Annotated in this window: 18 protein-coding genes; 10 read left to right on the top strand and 8 right to left on the bottom strand. The window is 70.8% G+C overall.

Annotated elements, in window-relative coordinates; translation table 11 throughout:
- Positions 1-41: 41 nt before the first annotated feature.
- Positions 42-437: a NifB/NifX family molybdenum-iron cluster-binding protein gene (locus tag ACZ42Y_RS00820; protein ID WP_168371202.1), complete on the top strand. Its 396-nt coding sequence runs from the start codon at positions 42-44 to the stop codon at positions 435-437.
- Here ACZ42Y_RS00820 and ACZ42Y_RS00815 read toward each other — a convergent pair.
- Positions 434-1,507, bottom strand: a complete 1,074-nt coding sequence (locus tag ACZ42Y_RS00815) for a DUF1611 domain-containing protein (protein WP_070807862.1) — start codon at positions 1,505-1,507, stop codon at positions 434-436. The genes ACZ42Y_RS00820 and ACZ42Y_RS00815 overlap by 4 nt on opposite strands.
- Positions 1,508-1,620: 113 nt before the next feature.
- Between ACZ42Y_RS00815 and ACZ42Y_RS00810 the strand changes: the two genes are divergently transcribed.
- Positions 1,621-2,844 (top strand): mandelate racemase/muconate lactonizing enzyme family protein, encoded by a 1,224-nt coding sequence (locus ACZ42Y_RS00810; RefSeq protein ID WP_058370230.1) that lies wholly within the window; start codon positions 1,621-1,623, stop codon positions 2,842-2,844.
- On the opposite strand, the gene ACZ42Y_RS00805 is transcribed toward ACZ42Y_RS00810, so the two are convergent.
- Together ACZ42Y_RS00805 and ACZ42Y_RS00800 are read right to left on the bottom strand one after the other, a co-directional pair.
- Positions 2,810-3,361: a hypothetical protein gene (locus ACZ42Y_RS00805; RefSeq protein WP_464735800.1), complete on the bottom strand. Its 552-nt coding sequence runs from the start codon at positions 3,359-3,361 to the stop codon at positions 2,810-2,812. The genes ACZ42Y_RS00810 and ACZ42Y_RS00805 overlap by 35 nt on opposite strands.
- 56 nt (positions 3,362-3,417) lie before the next feature.
- The gene (locus tag ACZ42Y_RS00800) at positions 3,418-4,158 is read right to left on the bottom strand and encodes a diacylglycerol/polyprenol kinase family protein (RefSeq protein ID WP_058370232.1); all 741 of its coding nucleotides are present in this window, start codon (positions 4,156-4,158) and stop codon (positions 3,418-3,420) included.
- A 145-nt stretch (positions 4,159-4,303) separates the two neighbouring features.
- Between ACZ42Y_RS00800 and ACZ42Y_RS00795 the strand changes: the two genes are divergently transcribed.
- Entirely contained in the window at positions 4,304-6,385 is a 2,082-nt protein-coding gene (locus ACZ42Y_RS00795) for an FMN-binding glutamate synthase family protein (RefSeq protein WP_201783069.1), read from the top strand.
- A 145-nt stretch (positions 6,386-6,530) separates the two neighbouring features.
- Entirely contained in the window at positions 6,531-8,363 is a 1,833-nt protein-coding gene (locus tag ACZ42Y_RS00790; RefSeq protein WP_058370234.1) for a GltB/FmdC/FwdC-like GXGXG domain-containing protein, read from the top strand.
- Here the strand turns inward: ACZ42Y_RS00790 and ACZ42Y_RS00785 are convergent.
- Together ACZ42Y_RS00785 and ACZ42Y_RS00780 are read right to left on the bottom strand one after the other, a co-directional pair.
- The gene (locus ACZ42Y_RS00785) at positions 8,360-9,763 is read right to left on the bottom strand and encodes an ATP-binding protein (RefSeq protein ID WP_058370235.1); all 1,404 of its coding nucleotides are present in this window, start codon (positions 9,761-9,763) and stop codon (positions 8,360-8,362) included. The two genes, ACZ42Y_RS00790 and ACZ42Y_RS00785, sit on opposite strands and share 4 nt — an antisense overlap.
- An 84-nt stretch (positions 9,764-9,847) precedes the next feature.
- A complete protein-coding gene (locus tag ACZ42Y_RS00780; protein WP_058370236.1) occupies positions 9,848-10,129 on the bottom strand; it encodes a winged helix-turn-helix domain-containing protein in 282 nt (93 codons plus the stop codon).
- Between the two features lie 90 nt (positions 10,130-10,219).
- Between ACZ42Y_RS00780 and ACZ42Y_RS00775 the strand changes: the two genes are divergently transcribed.
- Positions 10,220-10,732: a metallophosphoesterase gene (locus ACZ42Y_RS00775; protein WP_058370237.1), complete on the top strand. Its 513-nt coding sequence runs from the start codon at positions 10,220-10,222 to the stop codon at positions 10,730-10,732.
- Here ACZ42Y_RS00775 and ACZ42Y_RS00770 read toward each other — a convergent pair.
- Complete coding sequence (locus ACZ42Y_RS00770; RefSeq protein WP_058370238.1) at positions 10,729-11,202, bottom strand: SWIM zinc finger family protein; 474 nt, start codon at positions 11,200-11,202, stop codon at positions 10,729-10,731. The genes ACZ42Y_RS00775 and ACZ42Y_RS00770 overlap by 4 nt on opposite strands.
- 134 nt (positions 11,203-11,336) lie before the next feature.
- On the opposite strand from ACZ42Y_RS00770, the gene ACZ42Y_RS00765 reads away from it, so the two are divergent.
- The 5 genes from ACZ42Y_RS00765 (at position 11,337) to ACZ42Y_RS00745 (ending at position 15,943) form a co-directional block, all read left to right on the top strand.
- Complete coding sequence (locus tag ACZ42Y_RS00765) at positions 11,337-12,290, top strand: MBL fold metallo-hydrolase (protein WP_058370239.1); 954 nt, start codon at positions 11,337-11,339, stop codon at positions 12,288-12,290.
- Between the two features lie 86 nt (positions 12,291-12,376).
- A complete protein-coding gene (locus tag ACZ42Y_RS00760; protein WP_168371203.1) occupies positions 12,377-13,642 on the top strand; it encodes a thiamine ABC transporter substrate-binding protein in 1,266 nt (421 codons plus the stop codon).
- Positions 13,606-15,201 (top strand): ABC transporter permease family protein, encoded by a 1,596-nt coding sequence (locus ACZ42Y_RS00755; protein WP_058370241.1) that lies wholly within the window; start codon positions 13,606-13,608, stop codon positions 15,199-15,201. Before ACZ42Y_RS00760 ends, ACZ42Y_RS00755 begins: the two co-directional genes overlap by 37 nt.
- A gap of 80 nt (positions 15,202-15,281) precedes the next feature.
- Positions 15,282-15,734 carry a PIN domain-containing protein gene (locus ACZ42Y_RS00750; protein WP_058370242.1) on the top strand — a complete coding sequence of 151 codons (453 nt, stop codon included), beginning with the start codon at positions 15,282-15,284 and terminating at the stop codon, positions 15,732-15,734.
- A gap of 5 nt (positions 15,735-15,739) precedes the next feature.
- Positions 15,740-15,943, top strand: coding sequence for a glycerophosphodiester phosphodiesterase family protein (locus ACZ42Y_RS00745; protein WP_464735799.1), 204 nt, complete (start codon positions 15,740-15,742; stop codon positions 15,941-15,943).
- Here the strand turns inward: ACZ42Y_RS00745 and ACZ42Y_RS00740 are convergent.
- Together ACZ42Y_RS00740 and ACZ42Y_RS00735 are read right to left on the bottom strand one after the other, a co-directional pair.
- On the bottom strand, positions 15,936-17,006 hold the full coding sequence (locus ACZ42Y_RS00740; RefSeq protein ID WP_058370243.1) for a formate--phosphoribosylaminoimidazolecarboxamide ligase: 1,071 nt from the start codon (positions 17,004-17,006) through the stop codon (positions 15,936-15,938). The two genes, ACZ42Y_RS00745 and ACZ42Y_RS00740, sit on opposite strands and share 8 nt — an antisense overlap.
- Positions 17,007-17,162: 156 nt before the next feature.
- A complete protein-coding gene (locus tag ACZ42Y_RS00735) occupies positions 17,163-17,687 on the bottom strand; it encodes a hypothetical protein (protein WP_058370244.1) in 525 nt (174 codons plus the stop codon).
- Between the last annotated feature and the right edge of the window lie 14 nt (positions 17,688-17,701).

The following is a 17,701-nucleotide window of genomic DNA, read 5'->3' as shown; positions in this document are numbered from 1 at the left end:
AGAGGGCCTGGCCCCCGGGAGGCACTGTACGGGGTGGTATCGTGGGGTGCGTCTGCGTATCAGTGGCGACGGATGACGGGGAGAGGGTCAAGCTAGGCCACTTCGGGGATGCCCGCTACTACCTCCACTACGTCCGCTGCGGCAGCGAGGGCTGGAGGCTGGAGAGGAGGGTTGAGAACCCCTACGCCAGCCGCGGCCACGGCTCCGAGGAGCACGGGGAGCACGGGGGGAAGGGCCACGGGGGTAAGAGGGCCAAGATACTCGAGCTGAACAGGGGCTGCAACGCTATAGTCGCGACCGCGCTGGGGCCCGGCGGCAGGGAGTTCATGGAGAAGCACGGGCTGCGGGTGATAATAGTCAGGCCCTATACCAGCATCGAGGAGGCGCTGAGGAGGGCTGAGGAGGAGCTGGGCCTGGCCCGCGCCGCCAGGGGCTAGCCCCGGAGTATCCTCTCGGCTATCGAGTCCACCTCCGTGCGGAGCGGGTCCACGGCCGGCGCCATATAGGTCCTCGTGTACTCCTCCTCTATCCTCTTTGCCTCCTCGGGGCTGTAGGCGCTGGTGTTCAGCGTTATCCCGGCCAGCACGGCGTCGGGGTAGGGGTTGAGGGCCCGGAGGAGCGCCAGCTCCTCGCCGGGCTCCGGGACGCGGAGGGGCTTCCAGGCGTGGCTGAACGCAGCCCTCCAGCGGCGGCCGGGGACGTGGGCCACCACTATGTGGGTCGGCGAGGCGCCGCGCAGGATGCCGAGGGAGACGTGGCCATAGGCCTCGTGGGTCACCGCCGCCTGGCCCTCTATAACCGCTATCTTGCAGCCCCTCTCATACTCCTCCACTATCACCTGCTCCAGGGCCCCGGCCACGAAGTCGCTCGGCACCGCGTCCATGACCAGGCCCCGGGCGCCTAGGAGGAGCATGGTCTGCCCCGTCCCTATCATGCAGGCGCTGGCCCCCCTTTCCTCTAGGGCCCGGTAGAGCGTGTAGGTCGCAATATTCTTCCCGGCCTCGCAGTCCGTCCCGGCTACGAGGACGCGCTTCATCTCCGTGCCCAGCACCCTGCCGTCCCAGACCCGGAAGTACCGGGGGTCGGGCTTGCGGACGTCAACAATCCTGGCCCCTCCCCTCTCCGCTGCCTCCCGCAGCTCCGGGTCGTCGGAGAGGAAGGTGTGGAGCCCGCTGTAGACGTCGAGCCCCGCCTCCAGGGCGTCGCGGATGTCCCTCCTCCACTCCCCGGGCAGCCTCCCGCCCACCGGCGCGGCGCCCAGGATGATCGCCTCCGCGCCGGCCTCGATGGCCTCGCGGAGGCTCCTCACCACCGGTATGCCTTTCCTCCCGAGCCCCAGCACCTCGCCGGCGTCGCGGCCGGCGTTGAATGGGTCAACCACGGCCACAAGGTTCCATAGGAGGCCCCCGTCGAATATTACCAGGTCGTGGCCCGTCTTCCCCTCCTCCCTGCCGTAGGCGCCGGGGGCGTAGACAGCCGCCCTCCTCCTACCCTCGTGGTACACCATGGGCACGGCGCGGCACCCTGCAGGGGCCTGGCTGCGCGGGTTCTCAGGGGAGGCTCCGCCCATCCTCTTTTTGAACCCAGCGGGCGCCCGGTGGGCTGCCCGGGGCCGCGGGCTTGCCGCGCATAGAGAGGGTGGAGGCCTGGAGGATCCGCGCGGGGCTGCGCGGGGTCTTCCGCATCTCCTACGCCGCCCACGCGGAGCTGGAGAACATCGCCGTGGCCGTCGCGCTGGACGACGGCACCACAGGCTACGGGGAGGCCGCGCCCGCGCCCAGGGTGACGTGGGAGAGCCTCGAGGCGGTCGAGGCCTACGCCAGGGAGGCTGGGGAGAGGCTCCGGGGCCTTAGGCTCCCCGACGAGCTGGGGGAGGCGCTCCGCAGGGTCCACGCCGGGGCCCCGGGCTTCTCCTCCGCCCGCGCCGCCCTCGAGGCCGCGGTGCTGGACGCCGCGTCCAGGGCTCTCGGCGTGCCGCTCTACACGCTCCTCGGGGGCAGGCTCCGCTCGGGCCTGGAGACGGACTACACCGTCTCCCTCCCCGGGGGCGAGGCGCTGGAGGAGATCCGGAGGGGGAGGGGCAGGCTCCGGGAGGCCTTCATAGAGGCCGTCGAGTACCTTGTCGGATCCCGCTCCCAGCCCCCGGGAGACGCCCCGTTTCCCCTGCCCCGGGTCCAGGGCTTCCGCGTGCTCAAGGTGAAGCTCGGCACAGGCAGGCTTGAGGACGATGTGCTCCTCGCCGAGACGGTCTACGAGGCGTCCGGGGGCAGGGCGGTGGTAAGGGTCGACGCCAACCAGGCCTGGAGCCCCAAGCAGGCTGTCCGGGTTATCCGGAGGCTGGAGAGGAGCCTGGGGACCGCGCTCGAGCTCGTCGAGCAGCCCGTGCCCGCCGGGGCCCTGGAGGGGCTGGCCGAGGTCAGGAGGGCCGTGGAGACCCCGGTGGCGGCCGACGAGTCAGCCAGGAGCCTCGAGGAGATAGCCAGGGTTGCCTCGATGAGGGCCGCGGACGTGGTCAACATAAAGGTGGCCAAGGTGGGCGGCCCGCTCCAGGCGGCCCGGGCGGCCTCGCTCCTAGAGGCCCACGGGCTGGAGGCCATGTGGGGGTGCATGGTGGAGACCGGGCTGGGCATCGCCCAGGCGCTCCACCCGGCCCTAGCGAGCGCCGCGACCAGGTACGTGGACCTCGACTCGCCCCTCTTCCTCAGGGAGAACCCGGTGGAGAACCCGCCCAGGTACCGGGCCCGGGCCGGGAGGGTGGAGCTGGAGCCCCCTGGGGGCCCAGGCCTGGGTCCCAGGCCCCGCCGCGGGGCTACTGGGCCAGCTCCGCAGTCCTCCGGGCTATGAGCCTCCTTCCCTGAGGGGCACGGCTGCAGAGGCTCCAGTGGATGGCGTAGAGCATGTAGCTAGCCGCCTCCAGCAGCATGGAGATGCGGCTGGCCAGCTCCCGGGGCACCTCCCCCTCCTCGTGGGCCCGGGCGATCAGCCTGTCGCCGGCCCGGAGCCTGGCCATGGCGAGCACTATGTCGGGGTCCTCGGGGCTGCAGCCAGTGAGGCTCCAGCCGCCGGGCCGCTCGAGGCCCCGGGCGGCCTCCTCTATGAGCCGCAGGGGCTGCCCCGGGTCCACGGCGCCTGCCAGGACGCCGGGGAGGAGGCGGATGGCGCGCTGGAGGAGGTAGAGCCTCTCCGCGGTGGCGGGGTCGCGGGCCTCCAGCTGCAGCCTGGCCCTGGCTATGAGGGCCTCGGCCTCCTCGACCGCGCCGTAGAGCTCGATCACCGGGCTGTGCTTGGGGAGCCTCACCAGCCTCCCTGCTATCACTGCCTCCGTGTCCAGGCCGGTCCCGCCGTGGCAGGCGTCGGCCATCTGCACAGGAGGCTCCCTCAGAAGTAACACCCTATAAGTGCAGTATTTATTCGTATCTATGGAGAGGCGTGGAGCCCATGCATAGCCATGTATGATGCCACGGCGGGGCCATGCGCCGGGAGCAGCCCGGCGTGGTAGGCCGCCAGCAGGATGGCCAGGCTCACCAGGGGCACGCTGATGTTATCGTCGACGAGCCCGGACTTCTCGGCCAGCGCGGCCGCGGCGGCGGCGAGGCCGCCCACGGGGCCCAGCATGGCCAGGCCCGCGGGGAGGCCCACCGCTAGGAAGCCGAGGGTGCCGTCCCAGCTCTTCACCCGGCGGCGCTGCCTTATCCCCCTTATTATCCCGGTGACCCCGTCGCCGAAGCTCATGAGGAATAGGGGGAGCACCGCTATCCTGACGTCGAAGGGCCAGGCCACGAGGACGGCTAGAGCCCAGCTTATGCAGTAGTAGACCTCGCTAATGTTACCGGGGTCCTGGAACCAGGTCATCAGCCTCCCCGTGCGGTGGGGGAGGTAGACGTAGGCGGCGAGCAGCAGGCCGAGGATGAAGGGCACCCAGGGCTCGCGGAACACGAAGGGGACCAGGAGGGCTACCAGCCCGCCGGCCGCCATGTGGATAACCTTCCTGGCGAAGTAGATGCCCACCGCCTCGCCCCAGCGGCTGCGGGCCCGCTCGTAGCTCCAGCGGGCGAGCCCGTGGATGCTGAAGAGCACCCAGGCTGCCAGGGGGAGAGACCTGAGAAGGTCCTGGAGGAGGAGCCCCGTGTCGGCCCGGTAGGCCCCGAGGATGTCCAACGCTATTGCCTACCTCCAGCCCTCTAGGGGCTGGATACCAGGGCCCCGGGCGGCTTATATACTGTCCCTCCACCCCGGCGGCTGTCAGGGGAACGGATAGCTTTAACTGTGGGCTTCGCGTGGGCCCTGGCGCCGGGGCCGCATCGTGGCGCAGGTAAGGCTGCTGGCAAGCTATAAGCCGCCAGTCGGCGGCGGCAGGACCCCAGAGTTCTGGAGCCGCGACAGGATACTGGCGGTGAGGTACGCCGCCACCAAGGGCTTGGAGAGGACAGTAGTTAGCATGCCCCGGGCCCGGGGCAGGCTCCTGGACAGGATGGGGATACGGGGCCTCAGCCCCAGGGAGGTCAACGAGCTGGCCAGGAAGCTGGGCCCGGAGGGGATAGACAGGCTGGACGTGGACGTGGGCCTCGAGTTTGCCGGCGCCAGGCTCCGGGTCCCAGTCTACCTCGGGGACATGAGCTTCGGAGCCCTATCCGGCAACCCCAACATAGCGCTCGCCAGGGCAGCCGACCTGGCCGGGGCCGTGGTGGGCGTCGGGGAGGGCGGCCTCCACCCCGAGGTGGGGAAGCACCGCAACATAGTGATCCAGTGGGCGAGCGGCCGCTTCGGCGTGGACCGTGACATGCTCCGCCGGGGGCTCGCGGTGAACATCAAGATCGGCCAGGGGGCCAAGCCGGGGATCGGGGGCCACCTGCCCGGCAAGAAGGTGGTAGGCGACATCGCCAGGCTGCGCAAGCTCCCGCCGGGGAGCGAGGCGCTGAGCCCCGCGCCCCACCACGACATCTACAGCATCGAGGACCTGGCGCAGAGGGTGAAGATGCTCCGCGAGCTCACGGGCCGCCCGGTGCTGGTGAAGACAGCTGCGACCAACCAGGTGGGCTTCGTCGCCCTCGGCACGGCCAGGGCGACCGCCATGGGGATTATAATCGATGGCGCGGGCGCCGGCACGGGGGCGACGCCGAGGATAGTGAGGGACCACGTGGGGATGCCCGTCGACTACGCCGTGCCCGTGGCTGACAGGCTCCTCCGCGAGAACGGGCTCAGGGACGGCTTCCTGGTGATAGGTGGGGGCATGGTTTCGAGCGGCGAGGATATAGCTAAGCTTATCCTGCTCGGAGCCAACATGGCTAATATCGGTACCGCCGCTCTGCTGGCGGTGGGCTGCATAATGTGCCATATATGCAACACGGGTAACTGCCCCACGGCGCTCACCAACAGGGTAGACAGCCCCCTGAAGCTCGACATAGACTGGGCAACGGCCAGGCTGGTTACCTGGCTTAGGGCGGTGGAGAGGAGCCTCAAGCTCATAACCTACGCGCTCGGCGAGGATAGCCTCCAGAAGCTCGTGGGCCGCCGCGACCTCCTCGAGCTCCACAACGCGGACGAGCGCGTAGCCAAGGTGCTGGGCGTGGAGCTGGCGGAGCCCGGGCAGGTGGCCTGGTACGGCGACCCCAGCGAGGAGCCGGTGCCCCGCGAGGTCTACATGGAGGCTAAGACCCCCGTGCTGGGGATGGGCGGCTACGTGCCCGGCTACACGACGCCTGCCGAGAGGCCGCTGGACCTGCTCCGGATAGAGGCCGCCCAGGTGACGAGGCCGAGTGTGGACCCCTACCGGGAGGAGATAGACCTCAGGGTGAGGCTGCCCGGCGGCAGCGTCTACGAGGCCCCGATAGCAGTGCCCTGCCTCGAGGAGCCCCTGGCCGAGGCGGCCGAGGCGCTCGGCTACCCGCTCGAGTGTAGGCTGATGGAGCACCCCCATGCTGTGGCTGTCCCGCCCGGCGCCGAGCCCCCCGCGGGCGCGAGCCTCGTCATCGTGGACGAGGAGCTGAGGGGTGGCGGCGGCCGCTCCAAGCCCTGGCTGGAGGAGTGGGTGGTGAGGCTCGACGACGAGGCCTGGCGCCGGGGTGTGAGGGAGAGGGTGGCCATCGTCGCGGCCGGCGACCTGAGGAGCGCCGCCGATGTGTACAAGCTGCTGGCGCTGGGCGCTGACCTGGTGTCTGTGAGGAGGCCGCTGCGCTGGCTGCGGAGGAGGCTCTCGGGCTGGCCCTCAGAGAGGAGGAGGGAGGCCTACGAGAACACGCTGATAGCCATGACCTGGGAGCTTAAGCTGCTGATGGGCGCCGGCGGGCTGACCAGCTACCAGAGCCTGCAGGGCAACCGGTGGCTCCTCCGCAGCCTCGACGGCGCCGTGGCCGAGAGGCTCGGGGTGCTGGTGGCCGGCGAGTAGCCCGGGGCCGCCACGACCCACTCTTTATAACACTGCCCGGCGCCTATCCAGCCCCCTAGGCTCCCACCAAGGTGTAGTGTCGCCCCCCGGGCCCCGGGGAGAGGGCCTAGGGTGGACGCCACGCTCCCGGAGGGGTGGTGCAGGCGTGTGCGGCATAGCCGGCGTGGCCAGCCTCGACGAGAGGCCGGTCAGCTCCAGGCTGGTCGTGGAGGCCCTGGAGGCTATGAGGGAGAGGGGCACCGAGCACGGCGCGGGCTACGCTGCCTACAGCCCCGAGCCCCGCGGCCTAGTGCGCGTCCGCGTCTTCACCCGCGTGGGGGTGGACGAGGAGGCGGAGGAGAGGCTCCTAGGCCCCCTGGCCGTCTCCGGCCCTAGGAGGCTGGTGGACCTCGGCCACGGGGTGGCGGTGGACGAGTGGCTCCTGGCCGACTATCCGCCGGCGGAGGTCCTCGGGGGGCTCTGGGTCCTCCAGGCCTCCCGCTACCTGGAGGTGTGGAAGAGCATAGGCTGGCCGGGCGAGGTGGCCTCCGCCTACCGGCTCGGGGGCCGCGAGGCGAGGGCGTGGATAGGACACACCCGCTACCCCACCAACAGCCCCGGGTTCCAGCCCTGGCTCGCCCACCCCTTCTCCATGGGCGAGACGGTGATAGTGCACAACGGGGACCTCAGCAGCTACGGGTCAAACCGGAGGCTCGTCCAGTACCGCCTTGGGCTGAAGAAGTTCACGGGCAACGATAGCGAGGTGATAGCCTACCTGATAGAGATGCTGTTCCGCGACGGCTACACGGCCGCCGACGTGGCCGAGGTGCTCTCGGGCGCCCGCGGGCCCCGCTGGGCCCGGCTCGACGGGCCCCACGCGGTCATATACATCCACGGTGAGGCCCGGGGCCCCGTCTTCGGCGCCTTCGTGGACCAGCACCACCTCCGGCCCCTCTACGTGACCGTGACCGAGGACCGGGTCTACGTGGCCAGCGAGGCGGCGGCGGTCAAGGCGATGAACCCGGCCGCCAGGCCCCGGATGCTGCGCGGCGGGGGCTACGTGGTGGTCTACCCGGACGGCGAGGTGGAGGCGCGGGGGCTGGCCGGGGGGAAGCCGCTCCCCGAGCCGCCCAGGCCCCCCGCCTGGGCGGTGGACGCCAGCAGGATGAGCAGGGTTGAGCTGAACCAGGCCCTCGCAGCCATGCTCGAGCGGGCAGGCTACGCGGCCGCCTACAACCTGGCCGGCCACCGCTACGTGGCCAATGGGCTGGGCCCCGGGAGGCTCGAGCTGTGGGGCATCGTGGGCAATGCTAGCCTTAACCTGGTCCGGGGCCTTGACGCCAGGATCTACGGGGACGCCCAGGAGGACCTGGGCGACAGCATGGAGGGCTCGCGGGTGGTAGTCTATGGCAGCGTCGGGGACACCGCCGGCCAGGCTATGAGGAGCGGGGAGCTCCACGTACTGGGGGACGCTGGCAACAGGCTGGGGGTCCAGATGAAGGGCGGGGTGATAGTGGTTAGGGGCGACGTGGGCGACTACCTCGGCGAGTTCATGGCGGGGGGCACAATAGTGGTCCTCGGCAGGGCCGGCCGCTACATAGCCAGCGGCATGGTGGGCGGGAGGATCTACATCCGTGGCCGCGTCCCCCTCAGCCACATAGGCAAGGCGCCGCCGAGGAGCCAGGTGGAGCGCTACATAAGGGCTATGGCTGAGCGGGGCGAGATATCCAGGGAGCAGATGAGCCGCGCCCTCCAGAGCCAGACCGTGGACGAGCTGCAGGAGGCCCTGGGGGAGAAGTTCGAAAGGCTGGCGAAGCTCTGGGGCGTGCTCCACGTGGGCTACCCCCATGCAGAGTACCGCTACCTCCGCGGCGACGAGGTCGAGGAGCTGGGCAAGATACTGAGGAGCCACGTGGACGCCACCGGGGTGGCGCTGGACGTTGAGGAGCTGCTCACCCACAAGTACACCGTGATAAACGCCGCCAGGGTGGGGCACTAGCCCCCGGCCTGGGGGCAGCCGTCCCGCCACGGCATATCCCTCGGGGTGACCACCGCGGCCGCCTCCACCGGCTCAGGGCCCCGGAGCCCCCGGAGGTAGAGGGCCACCTCCGCCCGGTAGCCGTGGTAGCGGCGGGGGAGGGCGGCGTAGAGCCTCGCCAGGGTCTCCCTCGCCACCCGGGCGGCCTCCCCGCCCGAGAGCAGGGACCACTTAGCCTCCACCGCCAGCAGCCTCCTGGACTCCTCGTCTACTACGACCTGGTCCACCTCCAGGCCGCGGTGGAGGAGCCTGCCGGCCAGCGTGGGCTCGAGCCCCAGCTCCCTCGATAGCCTGGAGACAGCGTGGCCGGCGGCAAGCCTCTCCCAGGCCTCGGCGGCCAGCTGCTCGGCCCTCCGCACCGCCTCGCGGCGGGCCCCGGGCAGGCCCTCGGCCAGGCCGCTCCAGAGGGGCTCCACCAGGTAGAGCCAGGAGCGCAGCAGCCTGTCCCCGACCCGGTAGAGCCCCCGGCGGCTGAAGAGGGGCGTCTCGCGCTCCACCAGCCCGAGGTCGGCGAGCACGCGGAGGTAACGGGAGGCGTGGCTGGCCGGCATCCCGGCCCTGGAGGCCGCCTCCCCGACGCCCGTGGCGCCCTGGGCCAGGGCGCGGAGGAGGGCCAGGTAGGGGTGGGGGTCGCGGAACTCCTCGCGGAGGAGGAAGAGGGGCTCGTCCGAGAGGGCGCCCCCGGGGCCGAAGAGCGAGAGGTAGGCCTCCACGGGCGCGGTGGAGTCGTCTATCAGCCGGAGGTATTGGGGCACGCCGCCCAGCAGCGCGTAGAGCCTCACCAGGTCCTCCTCCCCGTAGCGTGGCGCGAAGTAGGGGAGGCACCAGGCCGGCAGCTCGCCCAGCCGGAGGCGGAGCCTAGCCCTCCCGTAGAGGGGGGCGCCGCCGCCCAGCAGGTCCCTCTCGACCAGCCCGACCAGGCTCCCGGAGATCACTAGGAGCAGCCGGGTCCCGGGGAGCACGTGGTCCACGAACCACTGGAGGTCGGAGGCCACGGAGGGGGAGACGCGGAGCCAGTAGGTGAACTCATCCAGCACTATAGCGGCCCTCCTCCCCTCGAGGAGCCTGGAGGCGAGCTGGAGGAGGTCGCGGAGGCTGCGGAACCCGAGCCTCGAGAGCCCCCCGAGCCCCAGCTGCTCCTCGAGGCTCCGCGCCAGCTCCTCGAGGTTCTGGCTGCTGCTCCAGAGCCCGGCCTGGAAGTAGGCGTGGGGCCTGCCGCGGAGCCACTCGAGGATGAGCCTCGTCTTCCCCACCCGCCTTCTCCCGTAGACCACTACGAGCCCGGGCTCGCCCCGGCTCCAGAGCCTTTCCAGCGCCTCCAGCTCCCCGGCGCGGTCGATGAAGAAGCCCGGGTCCACCACTCCCCGGCGCCCCGGGCTCCCGGATGCTACACGCCGAGTATTATACCCTGACTGTACTACATCCAGAGGTAACCAGATAACATGTCAATCCCTGTTTTTACATGTTCTCGTCTCCATCCGCGCGGCGCGGTAGAGGACCCTCCCATCGACCACAGCCCTCTCCACAAGCCCCATCGACTGGAGCTTGTGGAGCTTCCGGGAGGCAACAGACTTGCTCACACCGAGGAGCCGGGCCACCTCGCTGACCCCCAGGGGGCCGCGGCGCCGGAGCAGCTCGAGTATCCTCCGGTCCCTCTCATCCAGCCCCGGCTCCACAAGCCTCGGCTCCTCGCCCCCATTCCCCGCCGCTAGTAGCTCGGCCCGCATACTACCCCGTGTAGACACTGGCACCTGGGTCAGCGTTATACCTTAGGACGCTGGTCCCCCGGGCCCCGTACAGCCTGGGGTGCGGGCCCCGTGATAGTCGGCGTTGTGAGCGACACGCATGACGACCAGGAGGCTGTGGCCAAGGCGGCCCGGCTCCTCCTGGAGCAGGGAGCCGAGCTGGTGCTCCACCTGGGCGACATAGTGGCCCCCTTCACGCTCCGCAGGTTCAGCAGGGAGGGCGTGAAGAGGCTGATAGCGGTCTACGGGAACAACTGCGGCGAGAGGCTGGGCCTGCTGAGGACCGCTGAGAGCCTGGGCTACGAGATACACGACTGGCCCCACGTGGTCGAGCTGGCGGGGAGGAGGATAGTGATGGTCCACGGCAAGGGCCCCGCGGGGGAGACCCGGGAGCTGGTGGAGGCGCTGGCCCGCAGCGGCCGCTACGACGCCGTCCTCTACGGCCACACGCACGAGGTGGATGTGAGGAGGGTTGGCTCAACCCTGGTCCTGAACCCCGGCGAGGCCTGCGGCTGCCTGACCGGGAGGAGGACGGCCGCCATACTGGACACAGAGACCATGGAGGCCAGGGTGCTCGAGCTCTAGGCCCGGGCGCCCCCGGCCTGGAGGAGCCTCCACCGTTTTTTCCTCTCCACCGCCCCGGGGAGCCAGCCGAGGAGGTCGAGGCGGCCCCTCCGGTAGAGGAGCACAGCCGCGGCCAGCTTGTGGATGCAGAGCGGGTCCCCGGCCAGCCTAGTCGCCGGGCAGCTGCAGGAGGCGCCGCTCGGAGTGACACGGACCAGGTAGAGCTGCTGCTCCTCCGGCAGCCTGCCCACCCTCGCAGCAGTCACCCTGTGGCCGCCGCCCCGGAGCAGCTCGAGGAGGTCGGTGTGGCTCACCAGCCTCTCCCTGGGGAGCAGGCCTAGCCTCTGGCTGGGCACAGCCACGACCGCCTCACGGTTTATGCTGACCAGCGTCGAGCGGCGGGCGAGCCGGAGCGCCCGGATGATGTCACGGTCCTCGACGCCCAGCCTCCGGAGCCAGGTATACTCCCTCGAAGCCCTGAGCACAGCCACCGCCGCCGCCCCCTGGGCCCGTCCTGTAGAGGCGCGGCGCAGCCTTATATAGAGGCGTGACGAGGGCCGTGGAGCCGCCGCGCCGGAGGCCCTAAGGGGGCCGGCCACGCAGCGCCTAGGGAGGGTCCCGGGCCGTGGAGCCGCTGGAGACCCTAGACCTGGGCTACGCCCTCGTCCAGGTGCTGGATGCGACACCCGAGGGCTTCGGAGTCGACTACATACGCTCCTACATAGTCGACGCCGGCGGCCCGGCGGTGGCGGTCATAGACACGGGCCCCGCCTCCACCGCCGAGGCGGTGGCGGAGGCGGCGGCCAGGGCCGCGAGGGGGAGGCGCGTAGAGGTGATAGTTACCCACGTCCACCTGGACCACGCCGGCGGCGCCGCCCGGGTGGCGAGGCTCCTCCACGCGAGGGGCCTGGAGGCGAGGATCCGGGCCCACCCCAGGGGCGCGCCCCACCTGGTCGACCCGGCCTCCAGGCTCTGGCCGGCCGCGCGCAAGACCCTCGGGGAGCTGGCCCTGCTCTACGGCGAGCCCGAGCCGGCCCCCGCCGGCGTGGTGGCTGAGACGGGGGACGGCGAGGAGATAGCACTGGGGGCGGCAAGGCTCCGGGTGCTCCACACCCCGGGGCACGCGAGCCATCACCAGAGCCTGGTGCTCGAGCCCGCCTCCGGGGGAGACGAGGAGAAGCTCCTCTTCACCGGCGACTCCGCCGGCATGTACGACCCCCTGGATGGGGGCCTGGCGCCCACCACGCCGCCGCCCCTCAGGCTGGACATGTACCGGGAGAGCCTCCGCCGCATGAAGGCCCTGGGGCCTGGCAGGGTTGCGCCAACCCACATAGGCGTGGGGCCCGGGGAGGTGCTCGAGCTGCACGAGAGGCAGCTCGATGCCTGGGAGCAGGCGGCCCGGGAGGCGCTGGAGAAGGGGCTCACGGCCGAGGAGACGCTCCAGGCTATAGCCGGGCGCGACGCCTACACCAGGAGGCTCTACGAGAGGCTCGGCAGGAGCCCCTACGGCCGCCTCATGCTCATACTCTCGGTCCACGGCTTCGTAGACTACCTGAAGCGACTCCGGGGGAGGGGCTAGCCCCCCGGGCGGCCACGACACAGCGATACCCGGGTTATGGTAGCGTTGAATAGCCTCCTCTACGGCGCCCGGCCCCGGATGGAGCGGTGGAGCACCCGGCGGAGGGAGGCGCGGCGATGGCCTCTAGGAGCCTCTACTTAATAGCCGGCGCAGTGCTCGTAGCAGCAATCATAGCGGCCGCCTACTACGCAGCCTCCAGCAGAGAGGCCGGCACAGCCGCCAAGACGGTCACCGTCACCACCACTGCAACGGTCACCAGGACTGTGACCAGGACGGTGGCCACCGGTGCCACGGGCACCTGGGCCACCGCGGCTGGCACAGCCACCACCAAGCCGGCGCGGGAGCTCCTGGTCTACGTCTACGAGGACTTCATGGCCTGGGGAGAAGACCCGAAGCTATTCGACAAGCTCGTGGAGAACTTCACCCGGGAGACCGGGATAAAGGTGGTGCTCCGCAAGTTCAAAGGCGCCCGCTCCATGGTGGCCCAGGTCATAGCCGAGAAGAGGGTCGGCGCTAGGACAGCCGACGTCGTGGTGGGCGTTGACCCGCTGCTGCTCTCGGAGCTCAAGGCACGCGGGCTCGTGGAGTGCTACGCCTCGCCCCAGGCGCCGGCCCAGCTAGTCAGGGCCCTCGACCCGGAGGGCTGCGCGACCCCGGTGGACTACGGGCTCATAGCACTGGTCTACGACCCCTCCAGGCTCAACGAGACCGAGAAGGCCATGCTCCGCGACGGGGTGACGCTGGACGAGCTGGTGAAGCTGGCCCCGAGGCTGGTAGTGGAGGACCCGACGCAGAGCAGCACGGGGCTCAACTTCCTCCTCTACACCATAGCCGTCTCCAGGATGGAGGGCAGGGACTGGAAGCAGCTCTGGAAGCAGCTGAAGAGCCGCGGCGTAATGGTGGCCCCCAGCTGGGGCGACGCCTACGACGAGTTCTACAGGGAGGGGAGCCCCAGGGCGATAGTAGTGAGCTACGGCACCGACCCGGCCTACAGCGCCTGGTACAACGCCAGGAAGGGCCGCGGCGAGAAGCCCAGCATCGAGGCCACCGTGCTGGTGGCCAACGGCTCCAGGGTGGGCTGGGTCCAGGTGGAGGGCGCGGCGGTGATCAAGGGGGCGCCCCTCGAGGAGGCTAGGAGGTTCGTCGACTGGCTGCTCAGCCACGAGGTGCAGGACAGGATACCCACCAGCCAGTGGATGATGCCCGTCCGCGGCGACGCCAGGCTGCCAGGCTTCTACCGCTACGCCATGGGGCTCGGCAGCGTCGACACCTTGGCTAACACTGGGCTCAGGGCCGGGCCGGGGGAGCTTGAGGAGTGGCTCCGCGACTGGCTGCTGATCATGAGCGGCTGAGCCTCGGCAGGCTAGGCGGCGCCCTGGCCACGGCGGCGTGGCTGGTGGCGCTGCTCTACACCCTCCCCCTAGCCCTGGCCCTCGCCCTTTTCTGGCCCCCGGGCTGGCCCCCTCCCTTCAGCCTGCCCCGGGTGCTGGCCTGGACCCTCGCCCAGGCGGCCGCGAGCGCCACCCTGGCCGTCGCAGTGGGCTGGCCCCTCGGTGTCCTCGCCGGCTTCTACGGCTCCAGGGCGGCCAGGGCCGCGGTGGCCGCCAGCCTAGCCCCCTTCATGTCCCCCGTAGCGGCCGTCGCCGCGGGGATGAGGGCCCTCTACGGGGAGGGCGGGCTGGCCTCCAGGCTCCTCCCCTGGCTCGAGCCGCTGGCCAGGGGCTGGACCGGGGTGCTGGCGCTCCACAGCTACTTCAACATAGGCCTCGCCGCCGCGCTGGCTGCGGCCGCGGCGGGCTCCACCGAGGCCGCTGTGGCGGAGCACGCCCGGATGCTGGGGCTCCGGGGCGCCAGGCTCTGGCTGCGCGTCCTCCTCCCCCTCACCGCCAGGGTCGCGCTCTACGCCTGGGGGATAGCCTTCCTCTACTCCGCCACCAGCGCGGCGCCGCTCCTCGTGGAGGGCGCGGCGTACCGCTACTACACGCTCGAGGCCTGGCTCTACGTCGTCTACCGCGGCTTCCCCGGCCTGGCCGGCCTCGTCCCCGTCCTCGCCCTCCTGGAGCTGGGGGCCGCTGCCGCCGCCTCGATGCTCCTTCTGCGCGCCGCCCGGGGGCTCCCCTCCAGCCCGCTCGCCGCCCGGGGCGAGGGCTCGCTGCCCCTGAGCCGGGGCTGGAGGCTCGCCGCCGCCTCCTACTCGGCGCTGGTCACCGCCTACCTCTACGCCCCGGTGGCCGCCCTCGCCGTGCAGGCCGCGGGGGCGGATCCCGGCAGGCTGCTGGAGGCCGCGGCCGCGGGCCCGGGGCTGGCGGGGGCGGTGGCTAACAGCCTCGCCTACGCGGCCGCCGCCACCGCTCTCTCCCTACTTCTGGGGGTCCCCGCCTCGGGCGGGAGGCTCGCCGTGGCTGCGCTCTCCCTCGTGGCGGTGGCGCCCGTCGCCTACGGGGTCTCGGCCAGCCTCGCCTATTTCCGGCCCCTCTCCCGGCTCCTCGGCGAGGCCAACGCCTCCAGGCTCCTGATAGTGCTGGCCCACACGGCTGCGGGGCTCCCCCTGGCCAGCAGGGTGCTGGCCGAGGCCTGGGGGAGGCTCCAGCGGGAGGTGGGCGACACCATGCTCCTCCTCGGGCTCCGGGGCGCCAGGCTCCTCCGCCACATCCTCGCCGCCACGGCCCCCGTGGCCGCCATGGCAGCCGGGCTGGCGGCGGCCGCGAGCCTCGGGGAGTTCGGCGCGAGCATAGTGGTGTCGGTGCCGGCCACCTGGAGCATGACAGTGCTCGTCTACGAGCTCCTCTCGGCCGGGAGGCTGTTCCACGAGGCCTGCCTGGCGGCCCTCATCCTCGAGGCTATGAGCCTCTCAGCCATACTCCTGGCGCAGGCGGCGGCGGGGAGGCTGGCTGGCCAGGGGCGCCTCTAGCGGCGGCTGCAGCGGCTAGAGCCTACGGCGGGTAACCGTAATCTACACCGGCGCCGCGCCACAGGGCCCCTGGGGGGATGTTGGCGGGGAGGACGGGGCCGGAGCGCGAGGCCGTGGTCGACACCAGCGTGCTGCACGCCCTCCTAGTGGAGGAGGACCCCCACCACGGCCCGGCGGCCCTGCTGGCCTCGAGGATAGCGGCCGTGGTGCCGAGCAGCGTCGTCCACGAGCTGGTGTGGAGCCTGCGCCGCCGCCTCGGCGCCGCCGCGGCTGGCTCCAGGGTGGGCTGGCTCCTAGCCCGCGGCGTCAGGGTGGAGCCCGTGAGGCTCGATGACGTGTGGTTCGCCCTCCGCGACCCGCGGCGCTACGAGGACCTCCTAGTGGTCTCGGTGGCCAGGCGCCTAGGCCTCCCCTTGGCGACCCTGGACCGGGGCATGGCCAGGCTCGCCGCCCGGCACGGGGTCGAGCTGCTCCCCATCCCCGGGGCCCCGGGGGCACATGGGAGGGCTGGCGAGGAGACAGGGCAGGCTTGATCGTGATGGGGCATAGGGCCAACACGGCCAGGTGGCTCCGCCGCCACCTCTCCCGCACCCTGGTCGGCGAGCTGCATAGCCGCGGCCTCGCCGTGGCCGCCTGGACGGTGAACGACCCCCGGGGGGCGAGGAGGCTCGCGGGAATGGGCGTGGACGTAATCGTAACCGACGCCCCCTGCGAGATAGCGGAGGCGCTGGCGGCTAGGTGACCACCTGCTCCAGCATCCCCCTCGCAGCCGCCTCCCTCAGCTCCCTAGCCACCCTCCTCCCCATGTACATGGGCTCGCTCCAGTAGAGGCTGGCGTAGGGCGTCTGGAGCCCCGTGTAGACGTTAGTGCCGGCCACTATCCTGCCGCTGAACTCGAACACCTTGTACTCCAGGCTCTCCGTCACCACCCCCTCCAGGCTGTAGGGGCCGACGAGCGGGTAGCCCGTCTCCCTCTCAACCGCCCTGGCGAACCTCTCCCCGTAGTCCAGCACCCTGGCCAGGAGGCTCTCCCTAGCCACCACCGGGACGTTGGCCACCACGGTGTAGCTGGGCTCTATGCCCAGCTCCTCGACCAGCCGGGGCGGGAGCCGCTGGAGCCCATCCACGTTGCTCTCCAGCCTCAAATCCATGCCCAGCAGCTCCACCCTCCCGTGGACAAGGCTGTTGAAGAAGTGGCTGTAGAGCCTCACCCCCACCACGTACTCCTGCACCACAGCCCCCTGGGGCAGCGCCCCCTCAAGCCCCCGGGCCTCCCGGGGCGAGACCAGCCGGTAGCCCCGGCCCCCCTTCGCGCCCGGGAGTTTCACTATAACCGGCGCCCCGGCCTCGGCCGCCTCCCCGAGGCTCCGGAACCTCCGCGGCGTCTCAATCCCGGCCTCCTCCAGGAGCCCCAGCTTCCTCTCCCAGTCAGCCTCTATCTCCAGCAGATACCTGTTCCCCAGCATGGGGAGCTCGAGCTCCAGCAGCCTCTCCGCGCCAACGTACTCTATCAGGCTGGCGTGGGGCACAAGCACGGCGTTAGCCTCCCTAAGCTCCTCCACAACCCTGCCGCTCAGCAGCTCCCCCCACGAGTCCACAACCACCACGCGGCTGTAGAGCCACGGGAACCTAGAGTATATCGACTCGTAGTACCTCCTGGCGGCGAGGAGGATGGCCTCGACACCCTCGTCCCTGGCGCCGCGGAGCAGCTGGAGCGCCGAGTGGCTCGCCGGCACAGCCAGCCTTACCCTGGAGGGGTCGTAGCCCCTAACCACCTCCCTCCCAGGGCTCCTAGCCCGGGCCAACCCAGCAGCCCCAGGGGGCGCTGCCCAGGGCTCCTCCAGGGGGTAAAAAGAGGGCCCGGAGGAGCCCGGGGGCCAGGAGCCGTGTGATGGAGTGGAGAACCGGGGATGGAGCGAGGAGAAAACCCGGGAGGGCTGTAGGGCCGCCCCCGCCCAGCCTTAGCTGGTGCTGAGCACCTGGAAGTTGAACGCCACGGGCACGCTGTCGAACAGCATGCCCTCCTTGGCCTCGTAGTAGGCGGTGAAGCATAGGTATGATGTCCGGTTGCCGTCGGCGTCGAAGTCGTCGGTGTCCAGCACCACCACGGTGCTAGGCTTGTCGAGGCTCACCATGCCCTTGGTGCTGTTGTGGCGGCAGTGGTCTATCATGACGGTGAAGTAGTCGAAGTAGTTCTTCAGCTGCTCGGCATTAGCCAGGGTTACCCCCAGCTTCACGATGTTGACGTCGTTCGGCTCGCGCCAGACTATTATGTAGCCCATGTCCTGGCTGCCCTGGGCGCCGGCGGCGGGGGAGACGCTGTGAATGAGGCTGTCGGTTATCTTCACGGGCTCGTTGGGCGCCTCGGCGCCGCCCACCGCGTAGAAGCTGTTCAGCGGGCTCCGGGTGGTGGCGAAGCCGGCTAGCAGGGCGAGGGCGGCAGCCGAAGCGACTAGGCCGGCCAGAGCCAGGGTCGTGTACCTCACGGCGTCGACCCCTC

The organism is Pyrodictium brockii (assembly GCF_055379715.1).
Note: the sequence above shows the minus strand (reverse complement) of the source record. Positions and strands in the feature narration are given on the sequence as shown.

What these genes read in the sequence shown, in the direction of transcription:
- ACZ42Y_RS00815 (WP_070807862.1), bottom strand. Translation starts at nt 1,507, where the DNA reads ATGGTGTACCACGAGGGTAGGAGGAGGGCGGCTGTCTACGCCCCCGGC.
- ACZ42Y_RS00805 (WP_464735800.1), bottom strand. Translation starts at nt 3,361, where the DNA reads ATGGCCGACGCCTGCCACGGCGGGACCGGCCTGGACACGGAGGCAGTG.
- ACZ42Y_RS00780 (WP_058370236.1), bottom strand. Translation starts at nt 10,129, where the DNA reads ATGCGGGCCGAGCTACTAGCGGCGGGGAATGGGGGCGAGGAGCCGAGG.
- ACZ42Y_RS00745 (WP_464735799.1), top strand. Translation starts at nt 15,740, where the DNA reads ATGGGGCATAGGGCCAACACGGCCAGGTGGCTCCGCCGCCACCTCTCC.